General features: G+C 66.5%; 20 protein-coding genes. 10 read left to right on the top strand and 10 right to left on the bottom strand.

All coding sequences use genetic code 11. The annotated features are described in order from the left end of the window. Positions 1–25 precede the first annotated feature (25 nt). The 3 genes from A9Z05_RS16180 to A9Z05_RS16170 form a co-directional block, all read right to left on the bottom strand. Complete coding sequence (locus tag A9Z05_RS16180) at positions 26–1,495, bottom strand: PepSY domain-containing protein (protein ID WP_069618976.1); 1,470 nt, start codon at positions 1,493–1,495, stop codon at positions 26–28. 242 nt (positions 1,496–1,737) lie between these two features. Beyond that, positions 1,738–2,223 carry a hypothetical protein gene (locus tag A9Z05_RS16175; protein ID WP_069618975.1) on the bottom strand — a complete coding sequence of 162 codons (486 nt, stop codon included), beginning with the start codon at positions 2,221–2,223 and terminating at the stop codon, positions 1,738–1,740. A gap of 121 nt (positions 2,224–2,344) precedes the next feature. After that, positions 2,345–2,668 carry a hypothetical protein gene (locus tag A9Z05_RS16170; RefSeq protein ID WP_050018102.1) on the bottom strand — a complete coding sequence of 108 codons (324 nt, stop codon included), beginning with the start codon at positions 2,666–2,668 and terminating at the stop codon, positions 2,345–2,347. 590 nt (positions 2,669–3,258) lie between these two features. On the opposite strand from A9Z05_RS16170, the gene A9Z05_RS16165 reads away from it, so the two are divergent. Next, positions 3,259–3,891, top strand: coding sequence for a LysE family translocator (locus A9Z05_RS16165; protein ID WP_069618974.1), 633 nt, complete (start codon positions 3,259–3,261; stop codon positions 3,889–3,891). 73 nt (positions 3,892–3,964) lie between these two features. On the opposite strand, the gene A9Z05_RS16160 is transcribed toward A9Z05_RS16165, so the two are convergent. Further along, positions 3,965–5,593 carry an NADP-dependent glyceraldehyde-3-phosphate dehydrogenase gene (locus tag A9Z05_RS16160; RefSeq protein ID WP_069618973.1) on the bottom strand — a complete coding sequence of 543 codons (1,629 nt, stop codon included), beginning with the start codon at positions 5,591–5,593 and terminating at the stop codon, positions 3,965–3,967. Between the two features lie 149 nt (positions 5,594–5,742). Continuing rightward, the gene (locus A9Z05_RS34805; protein ID WP_176730215.1) at positions 5,743–6,159 is read right to left on the bottom strand and encodes a hypothetical protein; all 417 of its coding nucleotides are present in this window, start codon (positions 6,157–6,159) and stop codon (positions 5,743–5,745) included. A gap of 239 nt (positions 6,160–6,398) precedes the next feature. Between A9Z05_RS34805 and A9Z05_RS16155 the strand changes: the two genes are divergently transcribed. Together A9Z05_RS16155 and A9Z05_RS16150 are read left to right on the top strand one after the other, a co-directional pair. Further along, complete coding sequence (locus A9Z05_RS16155) at positions 6,399–8,528, top strand: TonB-dependent siderophore receptor (protein ID WP_069618972.1); 2,130 nt, start codon at positions 6,399–6,401, stop codon at positions 8,526–8,528. An 88-nt stretch (positions 8,529–8,616) separates the two neighbouring features. After that, the gene (locus A9Z05_RS16150; protein ID WP_069618971.1) at positions 8,617–9,078 is read left to right on the top strand and encodes a hypothetical protein; all 462 of its coding nucleotides are present in this window, start codon (positions 8,617–8,619) and stop codon (positions 9,076–9,078) included. Between the two features lie 19 nt (positions 9,079–9,097). On the opposite strand, the gene A9Z05_RS16145 is transcribed toward A9Z05_RS16150, so the two are convergent. Beyond that, positions 9,098–10,054 carry a LysR family transcriptional regulator gene (locus A9Z05_RS16145; RefSeq protein WP_069618970.1) on the bottom strand — a complete coding sequence of 319 codons (957 nt, stop codon included), beginning with the start codon at positions 10,052–10,054 and terminating at the stop codon, positions 9,098–9,100. Positions 10,055–10,276: 222 nt separating this feature from the next. Between A9Z05_RS16145 and A9Z05_RS16140 the strand changes: the two genes are divergently transcribed. Continuing rightward, positions 10,277–11,305, top strand: a complete 1,029-nt coding sequence (locus A9Z05_RS16140) for a DUF1338 domain-containing protein (protein WP_069618969.1) — start codon at positions 10,277–10,279, stop codon at positions 11,303–11,305. Positions 11,306–11,544: 239 nt separating this feature from the next. Here the strand turns inward: A9Z05_RS16140 and A9Z05_RS16135 are convergent, their stop codons facing one another. The 3 genes from A9Z05_RS16135 to A9Z05_RS36940 all read right to left on the bottom strand — a co-directional run bounded on the left by A9Z05_RS16135 (position 11,545) and on the right by A9Z05_RS36940 (position 12,385). After that, the gene (locus A9Z05_RS16135; RefSeq protein ID WP_034205539.1) at positions 11,545–11,742 is read right to left on the bottom strand and encodes a CsbD family protein; all 198 of its coding nucleotides are present in this window, start codon (positions 11,740–11,742) and stop codon (positions 11,545–11,547) included. 53 nt (positions 11,743–11,795) lie between these two features. Next, a complete protein-coding gene (locus tag A9Z05_RS16130; RefSeq protein WP_069618968.1) occupies positions 11,796–12,146 on the bottom strand; it encodes a BON domain-containing protein in 351 nt (116 codons plus the stop codon). A gap of 74 nt (positions 12,147–12,220) precedes the next feature. Further along, entirely contained in the window at positions 12,221–12,385 is a 165-nt protein-coding gene (locus A9Z05_RS36940; RefSeq protein WP_176730214.1) for a hypothetical protein, read from the bottom strand. A gap of 394 nt (positions 12,386–12,779) precedes the next feature. On the opposite strand from A9Z05_RS36940, the gene A9Z05_RS16125 reads away from it, so the two are divergent. The 4 genes from A9Z05_RS16125 to A9Z05_RS16110 all read left to right on the top strand — a co-directional run bounded on the left by A9Z05_RS16125 (position 12,780) and on the right by A9Z05_RS16110 (position 17,540). After that, positions 12,780–14,318 (top strand): helix-turn-helix transcriptional regulator, encoded by a 1,539-nt coding sequence (locus A9Z05_RS16125; protein WP_069618967.1) that lies wholly within the window; start codon positions 12,780–12,782, stop codon positions 14,316–14,318. Positions 14,319–14,460: 142 nt separating this feature from the next. Beyond that, on the top strand, positions 14,461–14,652 hold the full coding sequence (locus tag A9Z05_RS16120; RefSeq protein ID WP_050017276.1) for a CsbD family protein: 192 nt from the start codon (positions 14,461–14,463) through the stop codon (positions 14,650–14,652). A gap of 413 nt (positions 14,653–15,065) precedes the next feature. Then, positions 15,066–16,217 carry a branched-chain amino acid ABC transporter substrate-binding protein gene (locus A9Z05_RS16115; protein WP_069618966.1) on the top strand — a complete coding sequence of 384 codons (1,152 nt, stop codon included), beginning with the start codon at positions 15,066–15,068 and terminating at the stop codon, positions 16,215–16,217. Between the two features lie 150 nt (positions 16,218–16,367). Beyond that, positions 16,368–17,540 (top strand): FAD-binding oxidoreductase, encoded by a 1,173-nt coding sequence (locus tag A9Z05_RS16110; protein ID WP_069618965.1) that lies wholly within the window; start codon positions 16,368–16,370, stop codon positions 17,538–17,540. Between the two features lie 99 nt (positions 17,541–17,639). Here the strand turns inward: A9Z05_RS16110 and A9Z05_RS16105 are convergent, their stop codons facing one another. Then, positions 17,640–18,821, bottom strand: a complete 1,182-nt coding sequence (locus A9Z05_RS16105; protein ID WP_069618964.1) for a serine hydrolase — start codon at positions 18,819–18,821, stop codon at positions 17,640–17,642. Positions 18,822–19,099: 278 nt separating this feature from the next. Here A9Z05_RS16105 and A9Z05_RS16100 point away from each other — a divergent pair, with 278 nt between their 5' ends. Together A9Z05_RS16100 and A9Z05_RS16095 are read left to right on the top strand one after the other, a co-directional pair. Continuing rightward, entirely contained in the window at positions 19,100–20,227 is a 1,128-nt protein-coding gene (locus A9Z05_RS16100) for an aminotransferase class V-fold PLP-dependent enzyme (protein ID WP_069618963.1), read from the top strand. A gap of 95 nt (positions 20,228–20,322) precedes the next feature. Beyond that, positions 20,323–20,892: a YdeI family protein gene (locus tag A9Z05_RS16095; RefSeq protein WP_069618962.1), complete on the top strand. Its 570-nt coding sequence runs from the start codon at positions 20,323–20,325 to the stop codon at positions 20,890–20,892. Positions 20,893–20,943 lie beyond the last annotated feature (51 nt).

Raw genomic sequence — 20,943 nt, 5'->3', positions numbered from 1 at the left:
CGAATGGGGGAAGCGCTTGCGTTCATCACGCCGCGGCGCGCGCCGCGCGGCCGAACAGCAGCCGGTCGAGCAACCAGACCGCGACGATCGTCAGCCCCATCAACGGGAACACGATGCCGAGCAGCACGAGCCCGGCGATCCAGCCACGCATCGGCGGCGCGCCGCGTTCGCGCGACGGTGCGCCCAGCGTCCGGGCCGGGCGGCGCTTCCACCACATCACGGTGCCCGTGACGGCCATCGCGGCCAGCCCGAGCGACAACACCGCGCAGATGATCTGGTTCGCGAGCCCGAAATAACGGCCCATGTGCAGCGACGTGCCGTACGACACCGCTCGCGATACCGCGCCGTAGTCGTCATAGCGGATGTCCTTCAGTACCGCGCCGCTGTACTGGTCGACGTAGATCGTGCGTTCTGCCTTCGGGTCGGCGGGAAAGTACGACGCGGTGAACACGCCGTCCGTGCCGGCCGGCAGCGCGAGCGTGTAGCCGCTCGTCACGCCGAGCCCGGCGACGATCGCGATCGCGCGGGCCAATGGCAGCGGCGCGGGCGTCGGCGCAGATGGCGAATGCGGGACGGGCACGTTGCCGACCGCCCACGGCGTTTGCGGCAACGGCAGGTCGTCCATCACCATCCCGGGCATCGATTCGTCCGATTCGTGGTGATGGCCGGACGCGGCGGCGGCCGGCGCGCGCGCAGTCCCGGCCGCCGCGGCGGCGCCCGGGCGCGTCGAGCGCACCGACGCACCGCCCCACGCGCCTTCCGGCGCGCCGAGGTTTACGGTCGCGGCGAGCGCCTTGAAGTTCTTGCCCCACGAGCCCGACCACGGCAGCCCGGACAGGATGAACGCGATCGTGCCGGCCGCGAGCCAGATGCCGGCCGTCGCATGAAGGCTCTTCCACAGCGGCCGGCCGCGCAGCGACAGGTCGGGCTGCAGCGCGCGCCCGACGCGTGCCGCGCCGCGCGGCCACCACAGCGCGATGCCGGTGCCGATCATCACGAAGGTCCAGCAGGCGGCGAGTTCCATCAGCAACTCGCCGGTCTTGCCGAGCAGCAGCTTGCGATGCAGCATCCGGTCGACCTGCATGAAGCGGTTCTCGACGCTCAGCGTGCCGAGCACGCTGCCGTCGTACGGGTTCACGTACACGCTCTCGCGGCTGCCGTCGCGCAGGCGGAAAACATACTCGGCGCTGCGGTCCGGCGCGGAGGAAACTTGCACGGAAACCGGCGTTGCGCCTGCCGGCATCGCGGTGCGGGCGCGGGCGAGCAGCGTGTCGGCATCGAGCCGCGGCGTCGCGCGCGGTTCGACGACCAGCCGGTGCGGATACAGCAGCGGCTCGATCTGCGGCTGGAAGCAGTAGAGCGTCCCCGTGATCGCGAGGATCACGAGGAACGGCATCACGAACAGGCCGGCATAGAAATGCCAGCGCCAGAGCGTCCGGTAACCGGCGCTGGCGGAATGGGCGGGCGAGATGGCCCGATCGACGATGGTCGACATGGTGTGAACTCCTCGGCTTCGTCGAGCGGCGGGGCCGGCGCGGGCCGGCGGCCGTCAACGTGCGTCGCACCCGCGTGCATGCGTCGGCGCGGCAGGCGGCGCCGCGCGCTGCGCAAACGGAGCGCAAGGCGGCGTCGCCCGCGCGAAGCGGGCATGCGGGTGAACGCGTGAATCAGGTCGGGCGAAACGAACGGCGTGAACGTGCATGCACGTCGACGTGCATGCGTCACAGGGCGGAACGTTCAGCAGAACCGGGGAGGTGCGCGGGAGGGCGGGCGATCATCGAATATCGATCGCACGAAAGGACGACTGTAGAAGTGGACGCGGAAGCGCCGCGGCGGCGCCGCGGGAAACAGCAGCACCAGCAGCGCGAACGACGCGAGCGCGGTGAACAGCGCGGCGCCGAATGCGCACAGGCCGTCGCCGTCGCCGGAGGACGCGGCCTTGTCGGCGTGCGCGTCATGCTTGAGCGCGTCGACGAGCGCGAGCGCATCGTTGGCCGGCGTGATCGGCGCGCTCGCGTCGAAGCGGGCGGCCAGTGCGGCGCCGGCGACGATCAGCGGGCCGCGGCCCGAACACAGCACCACCGAGCCCGCCTCCGGACCGTCCGGATCGAGCATCACGGCGCCCGACATCAGCGCGCGGGACAGCAGCGTCACGAGGAGGAACCCCCACAGCAACTGTCGCGCGACGCCTGGCCGGAGCAGGAAGCGGCGAAGTGCGTTCATGGCGCGCGATTGTACCGCCGTTTGCGCGCGGGGGCAGGCGGGCAGTGCGTGTGCGGAGCGAATCGCGCCTGGCCGGCGTGGCCGCGCCGGTCGTGCGCGGCCTCCGGTCCGTTGCGCCGGCTCACACCGGATACGCGTCGTCGACCTTCAGGTTCGCGAGTCGGAACAGCGTGCGCAGCGTCTGCGGATGAATGTCGCGGTGCGCGGCGAGCGACGTCAGCATGAAGTCGAGCACCTTCGCGTAGCGGAGCAGCACGAGGCAGCGCGCGAGATCGGGCGTGCGACCGCGCATGTCTTCGGCGAGCGTGACCATTTGCGTCGACAGCGTGTGCGCCATCTCGAGTTCCATCTGCTGTTTTTCGGTCCAGTCGGGCAGCGGCTGTTCAAGCACCTTCGCGAGGAAGAGCTGGAACGACGAATCGGACGAGTTGGGCTGCGCATCCATGGAGAGCCTCGTTGCGTGTGCATATCGTACGGGCGGATCCGGGGGAGCGCCCGAGGGTGAATTCGTGTCCGCGCGGTACCGGGCGCGGCTTCTGCCCGAACGGAATGCAGATTCCGTACCAGCGCCGCCGGACGATTGTTGAGTAATGTTGAGCCGCGGTCCGGCATCGCTCGGCGAGTCCCGTCGGGACTGGATCGCGCAGGCGATCGAGGAGGGTGTCGATGGGCGGCAGGCAGACGGTATCGAACGCCGGAAGCGGCTCGACGACGCGAAATGCTTCACGGATGTAACGTAACGCGGACATCGGGCGCGTCGTGCGTTTCTGCCGGCGAAAGGCCGGAACGGCGGGTAGCGGGCGGTTCGGCCACACCGGCCGTGCGTTCGCGACGGGAAACGACTGCATGGAGCGCCCGTTGCCGCATCGCGCGAACCGGCGGCGCATGCGCCAGGTGTTTCAAAACAGAGACGGTCCGGGCGCGGCGATCGGTTGCATGGCCACACAACTGGCCCAGCGAATTGCCGCGCAATTGTCCATGGGCAGACGACGCAGGTTTGCCAACAATCTCCCGATCGTCTCCGCGAGGTTCGACATGAGCGTCCACGCCTTCTTCTCCGCCAACCTGCTGCTTGCCTGCACCGCGTATTTCATCGGCACGGCGAGCCCCGGGCCGAGCAATCTCGCGATCATGTCGGTCGCTGCGAACCAGGGCCGCAAGGCGGCGCTCGCGTTCGCGCTCGGCGTGATTTCGGGGTCGATGTTCTGGGCGACGGTGGCGGCGCTCGGCGTCTCGGCCGCGCTGCTCGCGTGGTCGAAGCTGCTGGTGGCGATCAAGGTGTTCGGCGGGCTGTACCTGCTGTGGCTCGCGTTCAAGTCGGGGCGCACGGCGCTGTCGGGCCCGCCGGCGGCAGCGGCGAACGCGGCGCGCGAGCAGCGGCTGTCGCGTTTCTACGTGCGCGGCGCGATGCTGCACCTGACCAATCCGAAGGCGATTCTCGTGTGGGTGTCGATCGTCGCGCTGTCGTCGAACGGCGCGGGTGGCGCGCACGGCGCCGTCGTGCCGGGCTGCCTCGCGATCGGCTGTCTCGTGTTCTGCGGCTATGCGCTGGTGTTCTCGATGGACGGTGCGCGCCGGTTGTACGTGCGCGGGCGGCGCGCGATGGAAGCGTGTCTGGCCGTCGTGTTCGGCGTGGCGGGCATTCGGCTGCTGGTGACGAACGTCTAGCCGCACGGTGCGTGCCTGAAACCCTCCGCCGCACCGACGTGCGACGGAGGCGCCTGCATCGATCAAGCCCGCTTCAGAAAATGAAGCCCGTATTGATGAACTTCGAGTGGTGATCCGACACGATCGAATCGAGCAACTGCTTGCTGCTGTCGGTCTGCTTCGCCGCGACCATCGAGCGGATCGAGAACGCGCGCAGCGCGTCGCTCACCGACAGCGTGCCTTCCGCCGAATCCTTGCGGCCCGCGAACGGGAACACGTCGGGCCCGCGCTGGCACTGGCAATTGATGTTCACGCGGCACACCTGGTTCACGAGCGGATCGACGAGTGCGCCGATCTGCGCCGGATCCGAACCGAAGATGCTGACCTGCTGGCCGTGCTCCGACGTCGTCACGTAGTCGAGCGCGGTGTCCACGTCGTCGAACGGCGCGACCGGAATGATCGGCCCGAACTGCTCCTCGCGGTACAGCTTCATCCCTTCGGACACCGGATACACGACGGCCGGGTAGAACAGCGTCTTGCTGAACTCGCCGCCCGACTGATTGACGACGTGCGCGCCCTTCGCTTTCGCGTCGTCGATCGCATCCGTCATGTACGCGGTGCGGTGCATGCCGGGCAGCGGCGTGATGCTGACGCCCTTTTCCCACGGCATGCCGATCTTCAGCTGTTCGAGCGCGGCGGTGAAGCGCTTCAGGAATTCGTCGACGATCGAGCGATGTACCAGCAGCATCTTCAGCGCGGTACAGCGCTGGCCGTTGAACGACAGCGCGCCGAGCAGGCACTCCTTCACGGTGAGGTCGAGATCGGCGTCGGGCAGCACGATCGCCGCGTTCTTCGCGTCGAGGCCGAGGATCGCGCGCAGCCGGTGCGACTTCGGGTGCTGCTTCTTCAGGTGATCGGCCACCTTGCTCGAGCCGATCAGCGCCAGCACGTTGATCTTGCCCGATGCGAGCATGTGCGGCACGACCACCGCGCCCGGTGCGTAGATCGTGTTGATCACGCCCTTCGGGAACGCGTCGCGGAACGCTTCGAGCAGCGGCTCGAACAGCAGCGTGCCGTACTGAGGCGGCTTGAACACCACGGTGTTGCCCATCAGCAGCGCGGGGATCAGCGTCGCGAAGGTTTCGTTCAGCGGATAGTTGTACGGGCCCATGCACAGCACGACACCGAGCGGCGTGCGGCGGATCTGGCCGATCGTGCCTTCCGCGATCACGAAGCGCGAGTTCGCGTTGTCGAGCTCCTTCAGCGCGTCGATCGTCTGCGTCATGTACGTGACTGTGCGGTCGAACTCTTTCTGCGAATCGGCGAGGCTCTTGCCGATCTCCCACATGATCAGGTTCACGACGAGTTCGCGCTGCGCGACCATCCGCTTGATGAAGTCCTGCATGCACGCGATGCGCTGTTCGACCTTCATCGTCGGCCACTCGCCGCGGCCGGCGTCGTACGCGCGCACCGCGGCGTCGAGCGCCGCGTCGCTTTCCGTTTCGCCCATCACCGGGTAGCTGCCGATCTCGACCTGCTCGACGCTGCCGTCCGCCTGCCGCACGCACACGGGCGACAGCACGGTCTTGGTCGCGCCGTCCCACGGTCGCAATTCGCCGTCGACGAGCGACACGCGCTGGTGAATCGGCGAAGCCAGCCGGAATTCGGCGGGAATGTCCTGTAATGCGGGAAACAGGTGCTGCAGGGAGGCGGAATCGGGCATGACGGTCTCGTTTGACGGGGTGTCCGGGAAGGACGGGCGATGCGAATCCTGAACGGGATGATCCTCGATCCTGAATCGGCATCATGACGCGCACGCGACTCCTCGTCACGCGCGAATATGGCCGATTCAACGAATGGAACCAGTTCCATTTAAAAGGAACGCCGCAACGAATGCAACATGGCGGAAACCGCGTCGCAATTACCGTAAGCATTCGGAAAGACTGTTGCCGAATCGCCGGTATAACGGCTGGGGTGCAACCGCAAACGTTTTACTTCGCCCGAATTGAGCGGATAATGGCCCGACGCGGCGAGGAAAAAAATGCAGTGAACCTGAGAGCAGACGTAGTGAAGAACAGAAGAAGATCGCCGCACTGCCGATACGAGGTCGGCTGCCCGGAGCGCCGGGTCGGGGTTGCCCGGTCCGGCGCGCACCGGACTGTTGAATCCGCTCCGCCTGCATGACCCGATCCTTCGTGGTCCTTCCCGCTTCTCCGTCTCCATATCCCGATCCCGCTTTTTTACCGATCGTCGCCGCATGAGGCGACCGATCAATTCTTTCTTTTTCATTACATTCTGGCCGCCCGATTACCCGAAATGGAAAGGCATTCGTCAGGAATGCAGAGCGCGATGCGCGTTCACGTTGCGGGCAGGCGACACGTTGAAAATTAACTAAAAACACGAATCATTCTCGTTTATTATTTCGCCGCATTACCGGCCGTGACGGGGCGTCACGGCTTTTTTCGTGCCGGTTGCGCCGGCCGGCGGGCTGCCGTTCGCCGTTTTCTTCACCCCCTTCTACGTTCACGATGAAACTCAACACGAGCGCGTGCCATGCGCTTCTGATCGCCACGTCGCTGGCCGGCGCCCGCACTTCGTTTGCACAAGCGGCCGACGCCGCGGCGACCCTCCCCGCGATTTCCGTCAACGCGGCCGCCGAGCATGCGTCGTACGACGGCGGCCATTCGCGTGCGGCGACCAAGACCGACATGTCGCTGATGGACGTGCCGCAGACCGTGAACGTCGTGCCGCACGCGGTGATCGAGGATCAGAACGCGACGTCGCTGCAGGATGCGTTGCGCAACGTGCCGGGCGTCGGCTTCTCGGTCGGCGACGGCCAGCGCGACCAGATCACGATCCGCGGCTTCAACAGCATCACCGACCAGTACGTCGACGGCATTCGCGACGACGCGCTGTACTACCGCGACCTGTCGAACGTCGATCGCGTGGAGGTGCTGAAGGGGCCGGCGGCGGTGCTGTACGGGCGCGGCTCGGCGGGCGGCATCGTGAATCGCGTGCTGAAGCGGCCGCAGGCGAACCCGGTGAACGACGTGGGCGTGACGCTCGGCACGCGCGGCGAGCGGCGCGGCGAATTCGACCTCGGCTGGAACGCGAACGACGCGGCGCGCTTCCGCATGACCGGCGCGGCCGAGAATTCGAACAGCTTCCGCGACCAGTTCCAGCTCAACCGGCAGGCGATCGCGCCGTCCGCGCAGTTCAAGCTCGACCGCGACACGGTGCTGAACGTCGAATTCGACTACCTGCACGACCGCCGCACGTCCGACCAGGGGGTGCCCGCGTATCGCGGCCGGCCGGTCGACGTGCCGATCAACACGTACTACGGGTCGGCCGACGGGGTGAACAGTTCGTACAACGACGTTTCCGCGAAAAGCGCGACGGTGTCGCTCGATCACCGCTTCAACGATTCGCTGTCGTTCCACGGCGCGATCCGCGCGTACGACTTCTCGCTCGAGCGGAAGAACTACGTGAACTACGAGCCGATCAAGACTGCCGCGCACCCGGTCGTCACGCTCGACCAGTCGACGCGCCAGCGCACCGATCACGGCATCGACGGGCTGTTCGAACTCACGCAGAAGACGTCGCTGTTCGGCATGCGCCACGAGCTGCTGTACGGGCTGGAGCTGTCGCAGCAGCAGAAGTTCGACACGATCTACAGCGTGACGAAGGTCGCGACCTACGATCTCTTCAATCCGCAGCCGGTCGTCCTGCCGGGCGTGCCGACCGGCACGCGTGCGAAGACGAACGCGTCGACCGTCGTCGGGCTCGCGGGTGTCTATGCGCAGGACCTGATCTCGCTGACCGAACACTGGAAGGTGCTCGCCGGCCTGCGCTTCGACTACCTGAACCAGATCCGCCACGACTACACGTCGTCGAACGTCAATCTCGACCGTACCGATCATGCGTGGAGCCCGCGCGTCGGGCTGATCTACGAACCGCTCGACTGGCTCACGCTGTACGGGTCGTTCAGCCAGTCGTTCTCGCCGCTGGCCGACACGCTGATCAGTTCCGGCGCGTTCTCGAACGGCGCCGCGCTCGCGCCGCAGAAGACCACCGCGTATGAAGTCGGCTCGCGCTTCGACCTCGGCGGCAAGGCGACGGCCAGCGTCGCGCTGTTCGACATGCGCCAGACCAACCAGCAGATCGGGGATCCGGCGAATCCCGGCTACGCGCTGCCGATCGGCACGCAGCACGTGCGCGGGATGGAGCTCGGCTTCACGGGCGAGATCGCGCCGAAGTGGTCGGTGTATGCGGGTTACGCGTACCTGAACGGTACGGTGGACGGTTCCGCGCAATCGACGGCGGCCGGCGTCGCGGTGTCGAGCAACACGCCGGGGCTGATGCCGCGCCACAGCGCGAACCTGTGGCTCAAGCGCGAGCTGCCGTACGGCTTCTACGCGGCGGCCGGCATGCAGTTCCAGTCGGCGCGCTATACGTCGGCGAGCGATCTCGTCACGCTGCCGTCGTTCACGGTGTTCAACCTGGGCGCCGGCTATCGCAGCAAGAAGGTCGATGTGACGCTCACGCTCGACAACCTGTTCAATCGCCGCTACTTCATCTCCGCGCACGGCAACGCGGACCTGTACAACATGCCCGGCGATCCGCGCACGCTGACCGCCACGGTGAAGTGGCACATGTAACGCACGCGGTGCGCGACGATGCGGGTCTTCGTCACGATGATCCGCAGCTTCGGTGCCCATGATCCGCCCCGCGATTGATGTCTCGAGCATGACCGGCTGCGCCCGCGCGCTGTTTTTATCGTTGCTGGCGTGCGGCCCGTTCGCGGCCGGCGCGCAGACGATCCCGGCGGATGCCGAGCCGGCTTGCCATGCGATGCAGATCGACCGGACGATCACGCTGTCCGGGCGTTACGCGCTCGACTACGGCGACGAATCGATCGGGTCGGACGTGTGGTTCGAAGAGGACGACGCGTCGGCGGGGCGCTTGCCCGCCCGCTCGCAACGCGCGGGCGTGATCGTTTTCACGAACCAGCACGAGGCGAGACGCGCGCTACGGCTGCCGGCCGTGCAACCCCGCGGCGTATGCCGGTTCGACGGGCGCGCGACGCTCGTGATCCGCGATCTGGAGACGGCGTGCCCGGGGCTGGAAACGCCCGATCGTGCGCGGCTGGTGAAGGTCGTGGCGGCCGACGTGCCGTCGCGACATGCATGCGCAGCCGCCGCGCGATGACGCCGGTGCGACGGCGTCGTTACTCGCCGTCCTCGTCGTCTTCCTCATCTTCCTCGTCGGCGTCGCGCGCATCGCGCTCCGGCGCCGCATACGCGCTCGCCTGTTCGAGCAGCCAGCTGCGGAACGATTCCAGCGGCTTGCTGTGGCTGAACTCGGTCGGATACACGAGGTAATACGCCGAATCGCCGACGGTTGCCGCGTCGCACGGCACGACGAGGCCGAGCTGCTGCAACTGCTCCTCGACGAAGAACTTCGGCACGAGCGCGACGCCGAGCCCGGCCGCGGCCGCGCTGATCAGCATCGTATGCAGTTCGTAGCGCACGCCCTGCATCGTGCGGATGTCCTCGACGCCGTGCGTCTCGAACCACTGCGCCCAGGCGCCGGGGCGCGTCGTCGAGTGGAGCAGCGGATACGCGAGCAGATCCTCGACGCGCTCGACCGGCCCGTTCAGCAGCGCGGGCGAGCAGATCGGCACGACCTCCTCGCCGAACAGATAGTCGGACGACGTGCCGGGCCAGGTCGGCTTGCCGTAGTGGATCGCGGCTTCGAAGTGCGTGTCCTCGAACGAGAACAGGTCGGTGCGGCTGCCCATGTTCACGCGCACGTCCGGCGTGCGGTCATAGAAGCTCTTGATGCGCGGAATCAGCCAGTGCGACGCGAAGGTCGGCAGCACCGCGAGTTCCAGGTAACCGCCGCCGCTGCCGTGCGCGATGATCGACAGCGTGTCGCGGTCGAGCGCTTCCAGCGCGCGCCGCACCTGCGTGCCGTACAGCTTGCCGGCACGCGTCAGCACGACGCGCTGCTTCACGCGCGCGAACAGCCGCACGCCGAGGCTCGCCTCCAGCGTCGCGATCTGCCGCGACACCGCGCTTTCGGTCAGGAACAGCTCCTTGGCCGCGTGCGTGAAGCTCTCGTGGCGGGCGGCGGCTTCGAAAGCCACCAGCGCGCCCATGTTGGGGATCTTGAATTTGCGCATGATGCTCGATTGATCTGACGAATTGGCCCGCGGCGCCGGGTGACGCACCAGCGAAGAGCGGCTGATAATTCCAAAAACTCATCACGTCTCAATTTAATCTCGCTTTACGCCCCGCTGCAACCCTTTGAATAATGCTTCCCGTGCAAGGTCAGGCGCCCGCGGGCGGCCGGCCGACGAGTGGCCGGCACGATTGCCGGCGGGTCCCCCGACACGAGAATCCTGATGCGCAATCCGAATATCGACAGCTTGTTGACGAAGCTGCTGGGACAGGCGAAAACCGACGCCCTGTTCTCGACCCTCAACATGCCGGCCATCCTCGAGGAATGGGAAGACGGCATCGTGACGCGCGCGGAAATCGCGCAGGCGATGAACATGGCGCTGTTCGAAGGGCTGCTCGAGCGTTCGGCGAACGGCCGCGCATATACGGCCGACGCGATCGAACGCGGCGGCTCCGTCTATTTCGACCACGGCGCGCTGCGCACGGTGCGCTGGCCGCACACGGGCGCGCTGCCGCCGGGCGAGGCCGCGTTCACGCGCATCCTGCGTCCGCTCGGCTTTCGCCTGAACGGCCGTTACCCGCTCGACAAGCTCGGCATGACCGGTCGCGCGTATGCGCATGAAGACGCGCCGGACGAAATCGCGCAGTTCTTCGTCAGCGAACTGCATCCGGAGCGCTTCTCGAAGGAATTCCAGCAGGCCGTGACGAACGTCGTCGGCTCGTCGCGCGATCCGCTGTCGCCGGCGGCCGTCGCGCTGCTGTGGGAAGTCGAGCGCGAAGGCTGGCTGTCGCTGGAAGCCGCGCACGCGCTGCTGCCGGAGATCGTCGGCGCGTTCGCGCGCCAGCACGACGTGCCGAGCGAACTCGACTACGAGACGCTGCTGATGGAGTCGGCGGAAATGGCGTGGATCGCGACCGAAGGCAATGCGTTCAATCACGCGACCGACCGCGTCGCCGACGTGTTCAAGCTGTCCGACGACGAGAAGGCGAAGGGGCGACCGATGAAGCCGGAAGTCGAGCGCTCGCGCTCAGGCCGCGTATTCCAGACAGCCTATCGCGCCGATACGGTCGAGCGCGAGTTCCGTACCCGCGACGGCGGCACGGTGAAGCGCAACGTGCCGGGCTCGTTCTACGAGTTCATCACGCGCAAGCGCACGTTCGATCAGGCAGCGCGTCGCTGGGTGACCGACCTGCGCTTCGACGCGGGCAACGCGCAAGGCATCTTCAAGATGACGGCAAACGCGGCGAAGTAAGCGCGACGCATCGCGTACCGCATGCAAAAGCAGACGGGCCGGCGGCTGGTTTCAGCCGTCGGCCCATTTTCGTCGACGGGGCGTCGCGTGCATCAGAAGAGGTGCGTGACCAGATAAAACAGCACCAGCAGCCCGATCGGTACACCGAGCAGCCATGCGATCAGATATTTGCCCATGTCGTTGTCCTCCGCGTGGCCGCGACGCATCGCGCGTCGCGGCCGGGTGAGACGACTGGCGCGTTACAGCTCGCGGTCGAATTCCTTCAACTGCTTCTCGGCTTCGTCGCGGGCGATCCCGTAACGCTCCTGGATCTTCCCGGCCAGATAATCGCGATTGCCTTCCGCGACCGCGAGATCGTCGTCGGTCAGCTTGCCCCATTTGGCCTTCAGCTTGCCGGTGAGCTGTTTCCACTGGCCCTTGATCTTGTCTTCGTTCATGGTGTGCTCCTTGTGTAAGGGGAGAAAAGTGCGGCGGTCGGCCGCGGGATAGCTCAGGCCTTCGCCTTCAGGCCGGATGCGTCGACGTGCTTCACGCCCTTGACGGCGCGCGTCACGGCGACGGCCTTCTTCACGGCAGTCTTCGTCGGCAGCACGCCCGTGAGCGTGACGACGCCGTCCACCGTCTTCACGCTGATGTCGGTGCTCTTCACGCCATCCGTCGTGGCGAGTTCACCCTTCACCTTGGTCGTGATCCACGTGTCGGTGACAGGCTGGTTCGATTCGGTCGCCATGCCGCTGTCGGTCGACGAGGCCTGGGCGTGCGCGTTCGTGAGCGGGGCGGCGGAAAGCAGGAAAGCCGCGCTGACGGCGAGCAGCGTCGAAAGGTGCGAGGTCTTGTTCATTGATGTTCTCCTTCGATTGGCGGGTTGAATCAATTACTCGGGGAGCACGGATCGTTCCCGTGCACGCCCGCGCGTTAGCGGGCGATCGGCGTGTCGTAGCCGGGTTCGCGCGGCGGCATGTCCGGGCGCGGCACGTCGGGCGGCAGCGGCACCGGCGGATCGGTGCCGGGCGCCGGTTCGGGCGGACGGTCCGGGGCCGGCTCGGGCCGCGTCGGATCGGGTGTCTGTTGCAATTTCATCCGGTGTCCTCCTCTGCGGTATGAAAGGGCGGCGCATAAGCGTCGATGCAGTACCAGCGTACCGACGCGAACGCGAGCGGACATCGCGCAAATTCACCTGATCGGCTAGTGCGTTTGCACCGGGGGACGGAACGTACGGGCGGGCACACGACGTGACCGTGACGCGGCAATGCGGCGCGAACGGCGCGCGGGTCGCACTGTGCCGTTTGGCGGGGCGCCGCACGAAACGCGGGCGGCGTGCGAATGTACTATTCGAGATAGTGCATCCGCGCCTGTCGCGCCGTTGCGCCGCACGTGATCATCGCCGCACCCGCCGGCCGGCGCGTGACGCTGCAACGGGCGCCCGGCCGGCGCACGGTTGACGCTCATGTTTGACGACAGGGACAACGAATCGATGAACGAACCAGTAGACGAACAGGTGCTCAAGTCGCATACCGACCGGCGCCAGCTGCACCAGATCATCGCGGGGCTCACCGAGGGCGTGATCCTGATCGAGCCCGACCAGCGGATCGTCTGGGCGAACGAGGCCGCGCTCGCGATGCACGGCGTGACCGAGTTGAAGGCGCTCGGCGCGGACGTCACCGAATATCGCGAGCGGTTCCGGCTGCGCTACCGGAACAACCATCCGGTGCGCGACGGCCACTATCCGATGGATCGCGTGATCGCCGGCGAGGAGTTCAGCGACGTGACGGTGGAGGTCGAATCGGCCGCCGACGAGTCGTTGAGCTGGGTTCACCGCATCCGCAGCCTCGTGCTGACGAACGCGGCCGGCGCACCGGACTGCCTCGCGCTCGTGCTGCACGACGCGACCGAATGGGCGAGCGCCGAGGAGCGGTTCGAGCGCACTTTCAACGCGAATCCGGCGCCGGCCGTGATCTGCCGGCTCGACGACTTGCGCTACGTGAAGGTCAACCAGGGCTTCCTCGACATGACGGGCCACGCACGCGACGACGTGCTCGGCCGCTCGGTATACGAGGTCGACGTGCTCGAACAGGCCGAGCGGCGTGAGCTGGCGATCGAGCGGCTCGGCGAAGGCGCGACGATCCCCCAGATGGAAGCCGTGCTGAAACTGGCCGACGGCAGCACCAAGGCGGTGGTCGTCGCCGGGCAGCCGATCGACATGAACGGCGAGGCGTGCATGCTGTTCACGTTCATGGATCTCGAGCCGCGCAAGCAGGCCGAGCGCGCGTTGATGCAAAGCGAGGAACGCTTCGCGACGGCCTTCCGGATGGCGCCGGTCGCGATGGCGATCGTCACGGCAGACCGTTTCGAGCTGCTCGACGTGAACGACGCGTTTGCCGCGATGACGGGCCACGCGCAGGCGGACCTGCTCGGCAAATCCGCGGACGAGATCGGGCTGTGGGCCGAACGCGGCGTATGGCCGCGCATCGAAGGCCGGCTCGTGCGCGACGGCAACGTGCGCAACGCGGACGTGCAGATCCGCACGCGCGACGGCGACGTCCGCGATTGCGTCGTGTCGGCCGACCCCGTCGCGATTCACGGGCGCGACTGCCTGCTCGTCGCGCTGCTCGACATCAGCGACCGCAAGCGCACCGAGATGGAGCTCGTCTATGCGATCGAGACCGCGATGCAGGATGCGTCGTGGTTCAGCCGCACGCTGATCGAGAAGCTCGCGAACGTGCGGCGCGCGAATGCGCCGGATGCGGGCGCGCAGTTGTCCGACCTGACCGCGCGCGAGCGCGACGTATTCGACCTGCTGTGCCATGGCCTCGCCGACAAGGAGATCGCCGGTCGCCTCGGGCTGGCGCCGAACACCGTGCGCAATCACGTCGCGACGATCTACGCGAAGCTCGACGTGCACAGCCGCGCCGAGGCGATCGTCTGGGCGCGCGAGCGCGGGATCGTCGGCGCGGCCGCGGCCGAAGCGAACGGCGCGCGTGGCGACAAGGGCGGCGCCAAGGACAAGGACTGACGGTGTTCGGGTGCGAATGCACCATGCGCACTGGTGCATCCGCATCTGCCGCGCGCGGCGCCGGCTTGCGATCCTGTCCGCTCGGCGGTGCCGCGCAGGCCGCTGCATTGCCGGCTTTCCTCAACCATCGCAGGAGAAGACCATGGACAGGAATCGCATCGAAGGCAAGCTCAAGCAGGTCAAGGGTTCGGTCAAGGAAGCACTCGGCAAGGTGACGGGCGACCGCGAGACCGAAGCGGAAGGCGTGGCCGAACAGCAGGCCGGCAAGCTTCAGGAGAAGGCCGGCGAGGCGGCCGATGCGGTGCGCCACCACACGGGCACCGATCGGCACTGACCGATGACGCGGCGCCGGCCGTCGGCGTCGCGAAGGCCGGACGCGTCGCGACGATGATGCGTTGCCGGCATGACCGCGCCGGCCTTTACTGGGCGAAGCGACCGCCATTCCCCCTCGGAACGCCTCCATCCACGGCCCACCGTCGTACGGGCCGCGGATCGGCCATGAATCCGGAACTTGATGACAAATCCTCACAACGTAGTTCCGATATTTCGTTTGCGGCACGGGTATTGGCTACCCACAATCCATTCACCTCTTTCGCGATGAAAGGTTCTTCGGAGACGGAACCGCGGTGATCGGCGAGCCGGTCGCGCGCATTGCGCGTCGGCAGCACAAGACATCACCGGCGCGCAGGAGGTTGCCGACGCGTGCCGATCGCGCGTTGCATCCCGACTCTCACAAGAAGGACTGCCATGACGTTCCGCATTCGTTCGCTTTCCGGCGTCGCACTGACCGCCGTGCTTCTCGCGTTTCAGACGGGCGCGGCCCATGCGCAGGAGACGATCGTCAAGGTCGGCGTGGCCGGCCCGCTGACGGGCGGCGGCGCCGCGTACGGCAAGGACATCGAGAACGGCGTGCGCATGGCGGTGGACGAAGCGAATGCCGCGCGGACGACCGTCGGCGGCAAGCCGGTGAAATTCGTCGTCGCGTCGCAGGACGATCAGAGCGATCCGCGCACCGGCGTGCAGGCCGCGCAGCAGCTCGCCGACGCGCAGGTGGCCGTCGTGATCGGCCACTTCAATTCGGGCACGACGCTGCCCGCGTCGAAGATCTACGCGAAGGCCGGCATTCCGATGATCACCCCGTCGGCGACCAATCCCGACATCACGCGCGCCGGGCTCGACAGCGTGTACCGCGTGATCGCGACCGACACGCAGAACGCCGGCAATGCCGGTACGTATGCCGCGAGCGTGACGAAGGCGAAACGCATCGCGATCATCGACGATCGCACCGCGTTCGGCCAGGGCGAAGCCGACGAATTCGAGAAGGCCGTGAAGGCGAACGGCGGCACGATCGTCGCGCGCGAATTCACGAACGACAAGGCCGTCGACTTCAGCGCGCAGCTCACGAAGATCAAGAGCGCCAACGCCGATCTCGTGTTCTTCGGCGGCCTCGACGCCCAGGCCGCGATGCTCGTGAAGCGCATGCGCCAGCTCGGCATTCGCGCGCAGTTCCTCGCGGGAGGCGGCGTGATGAACGCGAATTTCATCAGGCTCGCCGGCAACGCGGCCGAAGGCGCGTCGGTGTGGGAATACGGGCAGCCGCTGTCGCGTCTCGCGAAGGGCAAGCTGTTCGAAACGAAATTCAAGCAGAAGTACGGCGTCGACATGCTCGCGTATGCACCGTTCGCGTACGACGCGACGTGGATCGCGATCAACGCGATGCAGAAGGCGAACTCGACGAAGCCGGCCGATTTCAACGGCGCGCTGAAGGGCACGCGCTACGACGGCATCACCGGCACGATCGCGTTCACGAGCACGGGCGACCTGAAAAACCCGAGCTCGACGCTGTATGAAGTGAAGAACGCCGCGTGGCAGCCCGTCACGACGAAATCGGCGGACTGAACGCACCCTGCGCGCGGACTTTCGCGGCGATGCCGGACGTGCTGAAATAGCCGAAGCGATCGCCCGCGAAGCTTGCCCCGCGACGCCGCGCGAGTCGCGGCACGCATCATCCACAGGCCCTGAGCCTTTTACGTGCAACCGGAGTCAGTCGTGAGTTCTCAAGTCGTCATCGTCGGCGGTGGTGTGATCGGCAGCTCGATCGCTTATTTCCTGCGCGCCACCGATCCCACGGTCGCCGTGACCGTCATCGAGCGCGACCCCACCTATGCCAGATCGTCGTCGGCGCTGTCGGCCGCGTCGATTCGCCAGCAGTTCTCCACGCCGCTGTCGATCGAGATGTCGCTGTTCGGCATCGACTTCCTGCGCACGATCGGCGAACGGCTCGAAGTGGATGGCAACCGGCCGTCGATCGATCTGCACGAAGGCGGCTACCTGTTTCTCGCGACGCCGGCCGGCGACGCGACGCTGCGCGAGAACCACGCGCTGCAGACGCGTCTCGGCGCCGATATCCGGCTGCTGGACGGCGACGCGCTGCGCGCGAAGTTTCCGTGGCTGAACGTCGACGATCTCGTGTCGGGCGCGTACGGAGCCAGCGGCGAAGGCTGGTTCGACGGCTACGGGCTCGTGCAGGCGCTGCGCAAGAAGGCGCAGGCGCTGGGTGCGCGCTACGTGCCGGCCGACGTGAAGGACGTGGTGCGCGACGGCCGCAAGATCACGCATGTCGTGACGGGCGACGGCGAGCGCCATGCGTGCGACACGCTCGTCAACGCGGCCGGCGCATGGACGCGCACGCTGTCGTCGATGATGGGCATCGACATCCCGGTGTATGCGCGGCGGCGCAGCATCTTCAACGTGTCGTCGCCGGCGAAGCTCGCCGATTGCCCGCTGCTGATCGATCCGACCGGCGTGTATTTCCGGCCGGAAGGGCGCACGTATATCTGCGGCACGTCGCCGAGCCCCGATCGCGACCCGGACGACCTGCCGCTCGACGAAGTCGACCACGACCTGTTCGACGACGTGATCTGGCCGACGCTCGCGCACCGCGTGCCGGAATTCGAGGCGCTGCGCGTCGAGAATTGCTGGTCCGGTTACTACGAGTACAACGTGTTCGATCACAACGCGATCATCGGCTACCACCCCGAACTCGACAACGTCGTGTTCGCGAACGGCTACAGCGGCCACGGGCTGCAGCAGGGGCCGGCGACCGGGCGCGGCGTCAGTGAACTCATTCTGGGCGGGCGTTACGACACGCTCGACCTGTCGTCGCTCGGCTGGGCGCGTGTGCTGGAAAACCGGCCGATCGTCGAAAAGAACGTCGTGTAGTGTCGTGCGGCGTGACCGCCCGGTATGGAGTGGGCGGGATTCTCCTTGTGTCTCAAACCCGTTGGCCCGACGCTGTCGGGCCTTTTTTCGTTGCGTGCGTCAGCCGGCGCCGTAGACGGCATCGCGCAGATCGAGCGTGTACTGCCCGTTCATCCCTTCGTAGAGCGTGTTCGACAGCGACACGACGGTGAGCCCGCGTGCGCGATCGACGAACCACGAATGACCGTAGACGCCGCCCCAGCGCCACGTGCCGACGGATTCCGGCGACGCGGCCGCCTGCGGGTCGCGCAGCACCGAGAAGCCGATCCCGAAACCCGCGCCCGGCAGGTCCGGCAATTCGAAATCGCCGGTCTGCACGCGTCCCATCTCGTCGACCAGTTCGGCCGGCAGGATCGCGCCGCCGCCCGCGCGCAGCGTGTCCAGCACCGTCAACACGTCACCCGCGGTGCCGACCATTCCGGCGCCGCCCGACGGGAACGCTTGTGCATTCAGCGCGCGCGACGGCGAGTACGTGACGCCGACGAACCCTTCGTCGATGGGCACCGTCTCGTTCTCCGCGAGCCGGTGCGGCTGCGGCGTGTCGTTCACGTATGGCGTGGCGAGCCGCGCGGGATCGCGTGCGACGAAGCCCGTGTCGCGCGCGCCGAGCGGGCGCAACACGAGCGCATCGATCGCATCGGCGAGCGGCACGCCGCAGACGGCTTCGATCAGCGCGCCGATGACGTCGATCGACAGCGAATAGTTCCAGTGGGTGCCGGGCGCGAACAGCAGCGGCACGCTTGCGATCCGGCGCAGGTTTTCGGCGAGCGTGATCGAGGCGCCGTCGAGCCCGTCGGAGATGCCCGCACGCGCATAGGGGCCGTTCGCGTCGGTTTCGTTGAAGCGATAGTCGAGGCCGGCGGTATGCACGAGCAACTGGCGCACCGTGATCGCCGGCACGCTGCCATCGGGCAGCGCCGGGCGGAATTCGGGCAGCCAGCGCGTGATGGCTTCGTCGAGCGACAGCTTGCGTTGCGCGACGAGCGCCATCGCGGCCGCCGAGACGATCGGCTTCGTGACCGACGCGAGCCGGAACTGCGTGTCCTCGCGCATCGGCGTACGCGATTCGCGGTCCGCGAACCCGGCCGCGCGACGATAGACGAGCGCGCCGTCGCGAGCGACCAGGACGACCGCGCCGACGAGGCGTTGCGTATCGAGCTGGCGGGACAGGACCGCGTCGATGCGCTCGGCGAGCGCGGGATCGGTTGACGACTGCCGTGACGATGCGGGAGAAGGGGTCATCGTAAATTCCGTCGTGAAGGGGGCTGGTCGACATGTTAGGCGGCCGTTGCCTTACGCGTCGTTAATCCTTACACGGAACAGGGCGATGTGCGCGGCACGGGCCGGCCTCGACGAATACCGAGCCCGGGAGCCGACAAAAATATGCGCCAATCGGCCGGCGGCGTTCGTTAGAATCGGCTTTCGTCGAGGAAATGACGCAGTTGCATGGTGCAGAGCAGTATCGAATCGAAGACGCTGCTTGTCCTGATTCCATCGTTCATCTTTCACCGGAGGCGAGCATGCCAGGTTTACTTCCCGATGTTGACCGCGAGGGGCTCCTCGAATATTCGGTGGTGTACACCGATCGCTCGGTCAACCATATGTCGCAGCGCTTCCAGGGCGTCATGCGCGACATCTCCGCCACGCTGAAAAAAGTCTACAACGCGAAGTCGGTCGCGATCGTGCCGGGCAGCGGGACGTTCGGCATGGAAGCCGTGGCGCGACAGTTCGCGACGAACAAGAAATGCCTCGTCATCCGCAACGGCTGGTTCAGCTTCCGCTGGTCGCAGATTTTCGACATGGGCAGCATTCCGTCCGAAACGACGGTGCTGAAGGCGCGCCCGGTCGAAGCCGGCAGGCAGGCCGCGTACGCGCCGGCCCCGATCGACGAAGTGGTCGCCGCGATTCACGCAAACCAACCCGATTTCGTGTTCGCGCCGCACGTCGAAACCGCGTCCGGAATCATGCTGCCCGACGCGTACCTGCGCGCGGTGGCCGACGCGGTGCATGCGGTCGGCGGCATGTTCGTGCTGGATTGCATCGCGTCGGGCACCGTGTGGGTCGACATGCAGGCGAGCGGCGTCGATATCCTGATCAGTGCGCCGCAGAAGGGCTGGAGCGCGTCGCCGTGTTGCGCGATGGTCATGTTGAGCCCGCTCGCGCGCGAGCGCATCGATTCGACGACCAGCACCAGCTTCGCGTGCGATCTGCGCAAGTGGCTGCAGATCATGGAAGCGTACGAGGGCGGCGGGTTCGCGTATCACGCGACGATGCCGACGGACAGCCTCACGACGCTGCGCGACGTGATGAAGGAAACCGACGCGTACGGCTTCGACAAGGTAAAGGCGGAGCAGCTCGAACTCGGCGAGCGTATTCGCGCGCTGCTGACGGAGAAGGGGTTCAGGAGCGTGGCCGCGAAGGGGTTCGAGGCGCCGGGTGTCGTGGTCAGTTATACGGACGATGACGGTATTCGCACCGGGAAGAAGTTCGCCGACGTCGGTTTGCAGATCGCGGCCGGTGTGCCGTTGCAATGCGACGAGCCGGCGGATTTCAAGACTTTCCGGCTCGGGTTGTTCGGTCTCGACAAGCTGCATGATGTCGATGGCGCGGTGAAGCGGTTTGCCGATGCGTTGAACCGGATTTTTTGACGCAGTGTTGTGGAATCGATGGCTCCGGTGGTCGTCGCGCGTTCGTTGCGTGGCGGCTTTTGAGTCGTTGAGAACGCAACCATTAGGATCGTGACATGGCCGAAGACGCTCTGACGTTTGCGAGTCAAGCCGAATGGGAAAGCTGGTTGGGCCGGAACGGCGGCACGTCGACCGGAGCATGGCTGCGGCTCGCGAAAAAGGGCGCGGGGCAGCGAACCGTCACCTATGAAGAGGCGGTGGAAAGTGCCCTTTGCCACGGCTGGATCGATGGCCAAAAGAAGGGCGAGAGCGAGCAATACTGGTTGCAACGCTTTACCCCGCGCTCGGCGAAAAGCATCTGGTCCAAACTCAACAAGGACAAGGCCGAAGCGCTGATCGCCGCAGGCAGAATGCGCGCGGCCGGCATGGGCGAGATCGAGAAGGCGAGGAAGGACGGCCGCTGGGAGGCTGCTTATACGTCGGCCAGCAACTCGAGCGTGCCGGACGACTTGCAGGCAGCGTTGGATGCCCATCCGAAAGCCGGGAAGTTTTTCGCGACGCTGAACAGCCGTAATCGCTATGCGATCCTGTTTCGGATACAGAATGCCAGGAAGCCGGAAACACGGGCGCGCAAAATCGCGGAATTCATCGACATGCTCAAGCGGGGCGAGACTTTTCATCCGTAGACGGTGGGTTTCCGACGGAGATTTTGTCGAACGCGATCGACGCGAGAATTG

The sequence above is a fragment of the Burkholderia sp. A2 genome, assembly GCF_001729305.1.
Lineage (GTDB): Bacteria > Pseudomonadota > Gammaproteobacteria > Burkholderiales > Burkholderiaceae > Burkholderia > Burkholderia sola.
This window is presented reverse-complemented; position numbering and strand designations above follow the sequence as displayed.

Coding starts and splice junctions, on each gene's coding strand:
- A9Z05_RS16150 (WP_069618971.1), top strand. CDS start 8,617: ATGACCGGCTGCGCCCGCGCGCTGTTTTTATCGTTGCTGGCGTGCGGC.
- A9Z05_RS16140 (WP_069618969.1), top strand. CDS start 10,277: ATGCGCAATCCGAATATCGACAGCTTGTTGACGAAGCTGCTGGGACAG.
- A9Z05_RS34805 (WP_176730215.1), bottom strand. CDS start 6,159: ATGAAAAAGAAAGAATTGATCGGTCGCCTCATGCGGCGACGATCGGTA.
- A9Z05_RS16130 (WP_069618968.1), bottom strand. CDS start 12,146: ATGAACAAGACCTCGCACCTTTCGACGCTGCTCGCCGTCAGCGCGGCT.
- A9Z05_RS16115 (WP_069618966.1), top strand. CDS start 15,066: ATGACGTTCCGCATTCGTTCGCTTTCCGGCGTCGCACTGACCGCCGTG.
- A9Z05_RS16125 (WP_069618967.1), top strand. CDS start 12,780: ATGAACGAACCAGTAGACGAACAGGTGCTCAAGTCGCATACCGACCGG.
- A9Z05_RS16095 (WP_069618962.1), top strand. CDS start 20,323: ATGGCCGAAGACGCTCTGACGTTTGCGAGTCAAGCCGAATGGGAAAGC.
- A9Z05_RS16160 (WP_069618973.1), bottom strand. CDS start 5,593: ATGCCCGATTCCGCCTCCCTGCAGCACCTGTTTCCCGCATTACAGGAC.
- A9Z05_RS16105 (WP_069618964.1), bottom strand. CDS start 18,821: ATGACCCCTTCTCCCGCATCGTCACGGCAGTCGTCAACCGATCCCGCG.
- A9Z05_RS16155 (WP_069618972.1), top strand. CDS start 6,399: ATGAAACTCAACACGAGCGCGTGCCATGCGCTTCTGATCGCCACGTCG.
- A9Z05_RS16120 (WP_050017276.1), top strand. CDS start 14,461: ATGGACAGGAATCGCATCGAAGGCAAGCTCAAGCAGGTCAAGGGTTCG.
- A9Z05_RS16170 (WP_050018102.1), bottom strand. CDS start 2,668: ATGGATGCGCAGCCCAACTCGTCCGATTCGTCGTTCCAGCTCTTCCTC.
- A9Z05_RS16100 (WP_069618963.1), top strand. CDS start 19,100: ATGCCAGGTTTACTTCCCGATGTTGACCGCGAGGGGCTCCTCGAATAT.
- A9Z05_RS16145 (WP_069618970.1), bottom strand. CDS start 10,054: ATGCGCAAATTCAAGATCCCCAACATGGGCGCGCTGGTGGCTTTCGAA.
- A9Z05_RS16175 (WP_069618975.1), bottom strand. CDS start 2,223: ATGAACGCACTTCGCCGCTTCCTGCTCCGGCCAGGCGTCGCGCGACAG.
- A9Z05_RS16165 (WP_069618974.1), top strand. CDS start 3,259: ATGAGCGTCCACGCCTTCTTCTCCGCCAACCTGCTGCTTGCCTGCACC.
- A9Z05_RS36940 (WP_176730214.1), bottom strand. CDS start 12,385: ATGAAATTGCAACAGACACCCGATCCGACGCGGCCCGAGCCGGCCCCG.
- A9Z05_RS16180 (WP_069618976.1), bottom strand. CDS start 1,495: ATGTCGACCATCGTCGATCGGGCCATCTCGCCCGCCCATTCCGCCAGC.
- A9Z05_RS16135 (WP_034205539.1), bottom strand. CDS start 11,742: ATGAACGAAGACAAGATCAAGGGCCAGTGGAAACAGCTCACCGGCAAG.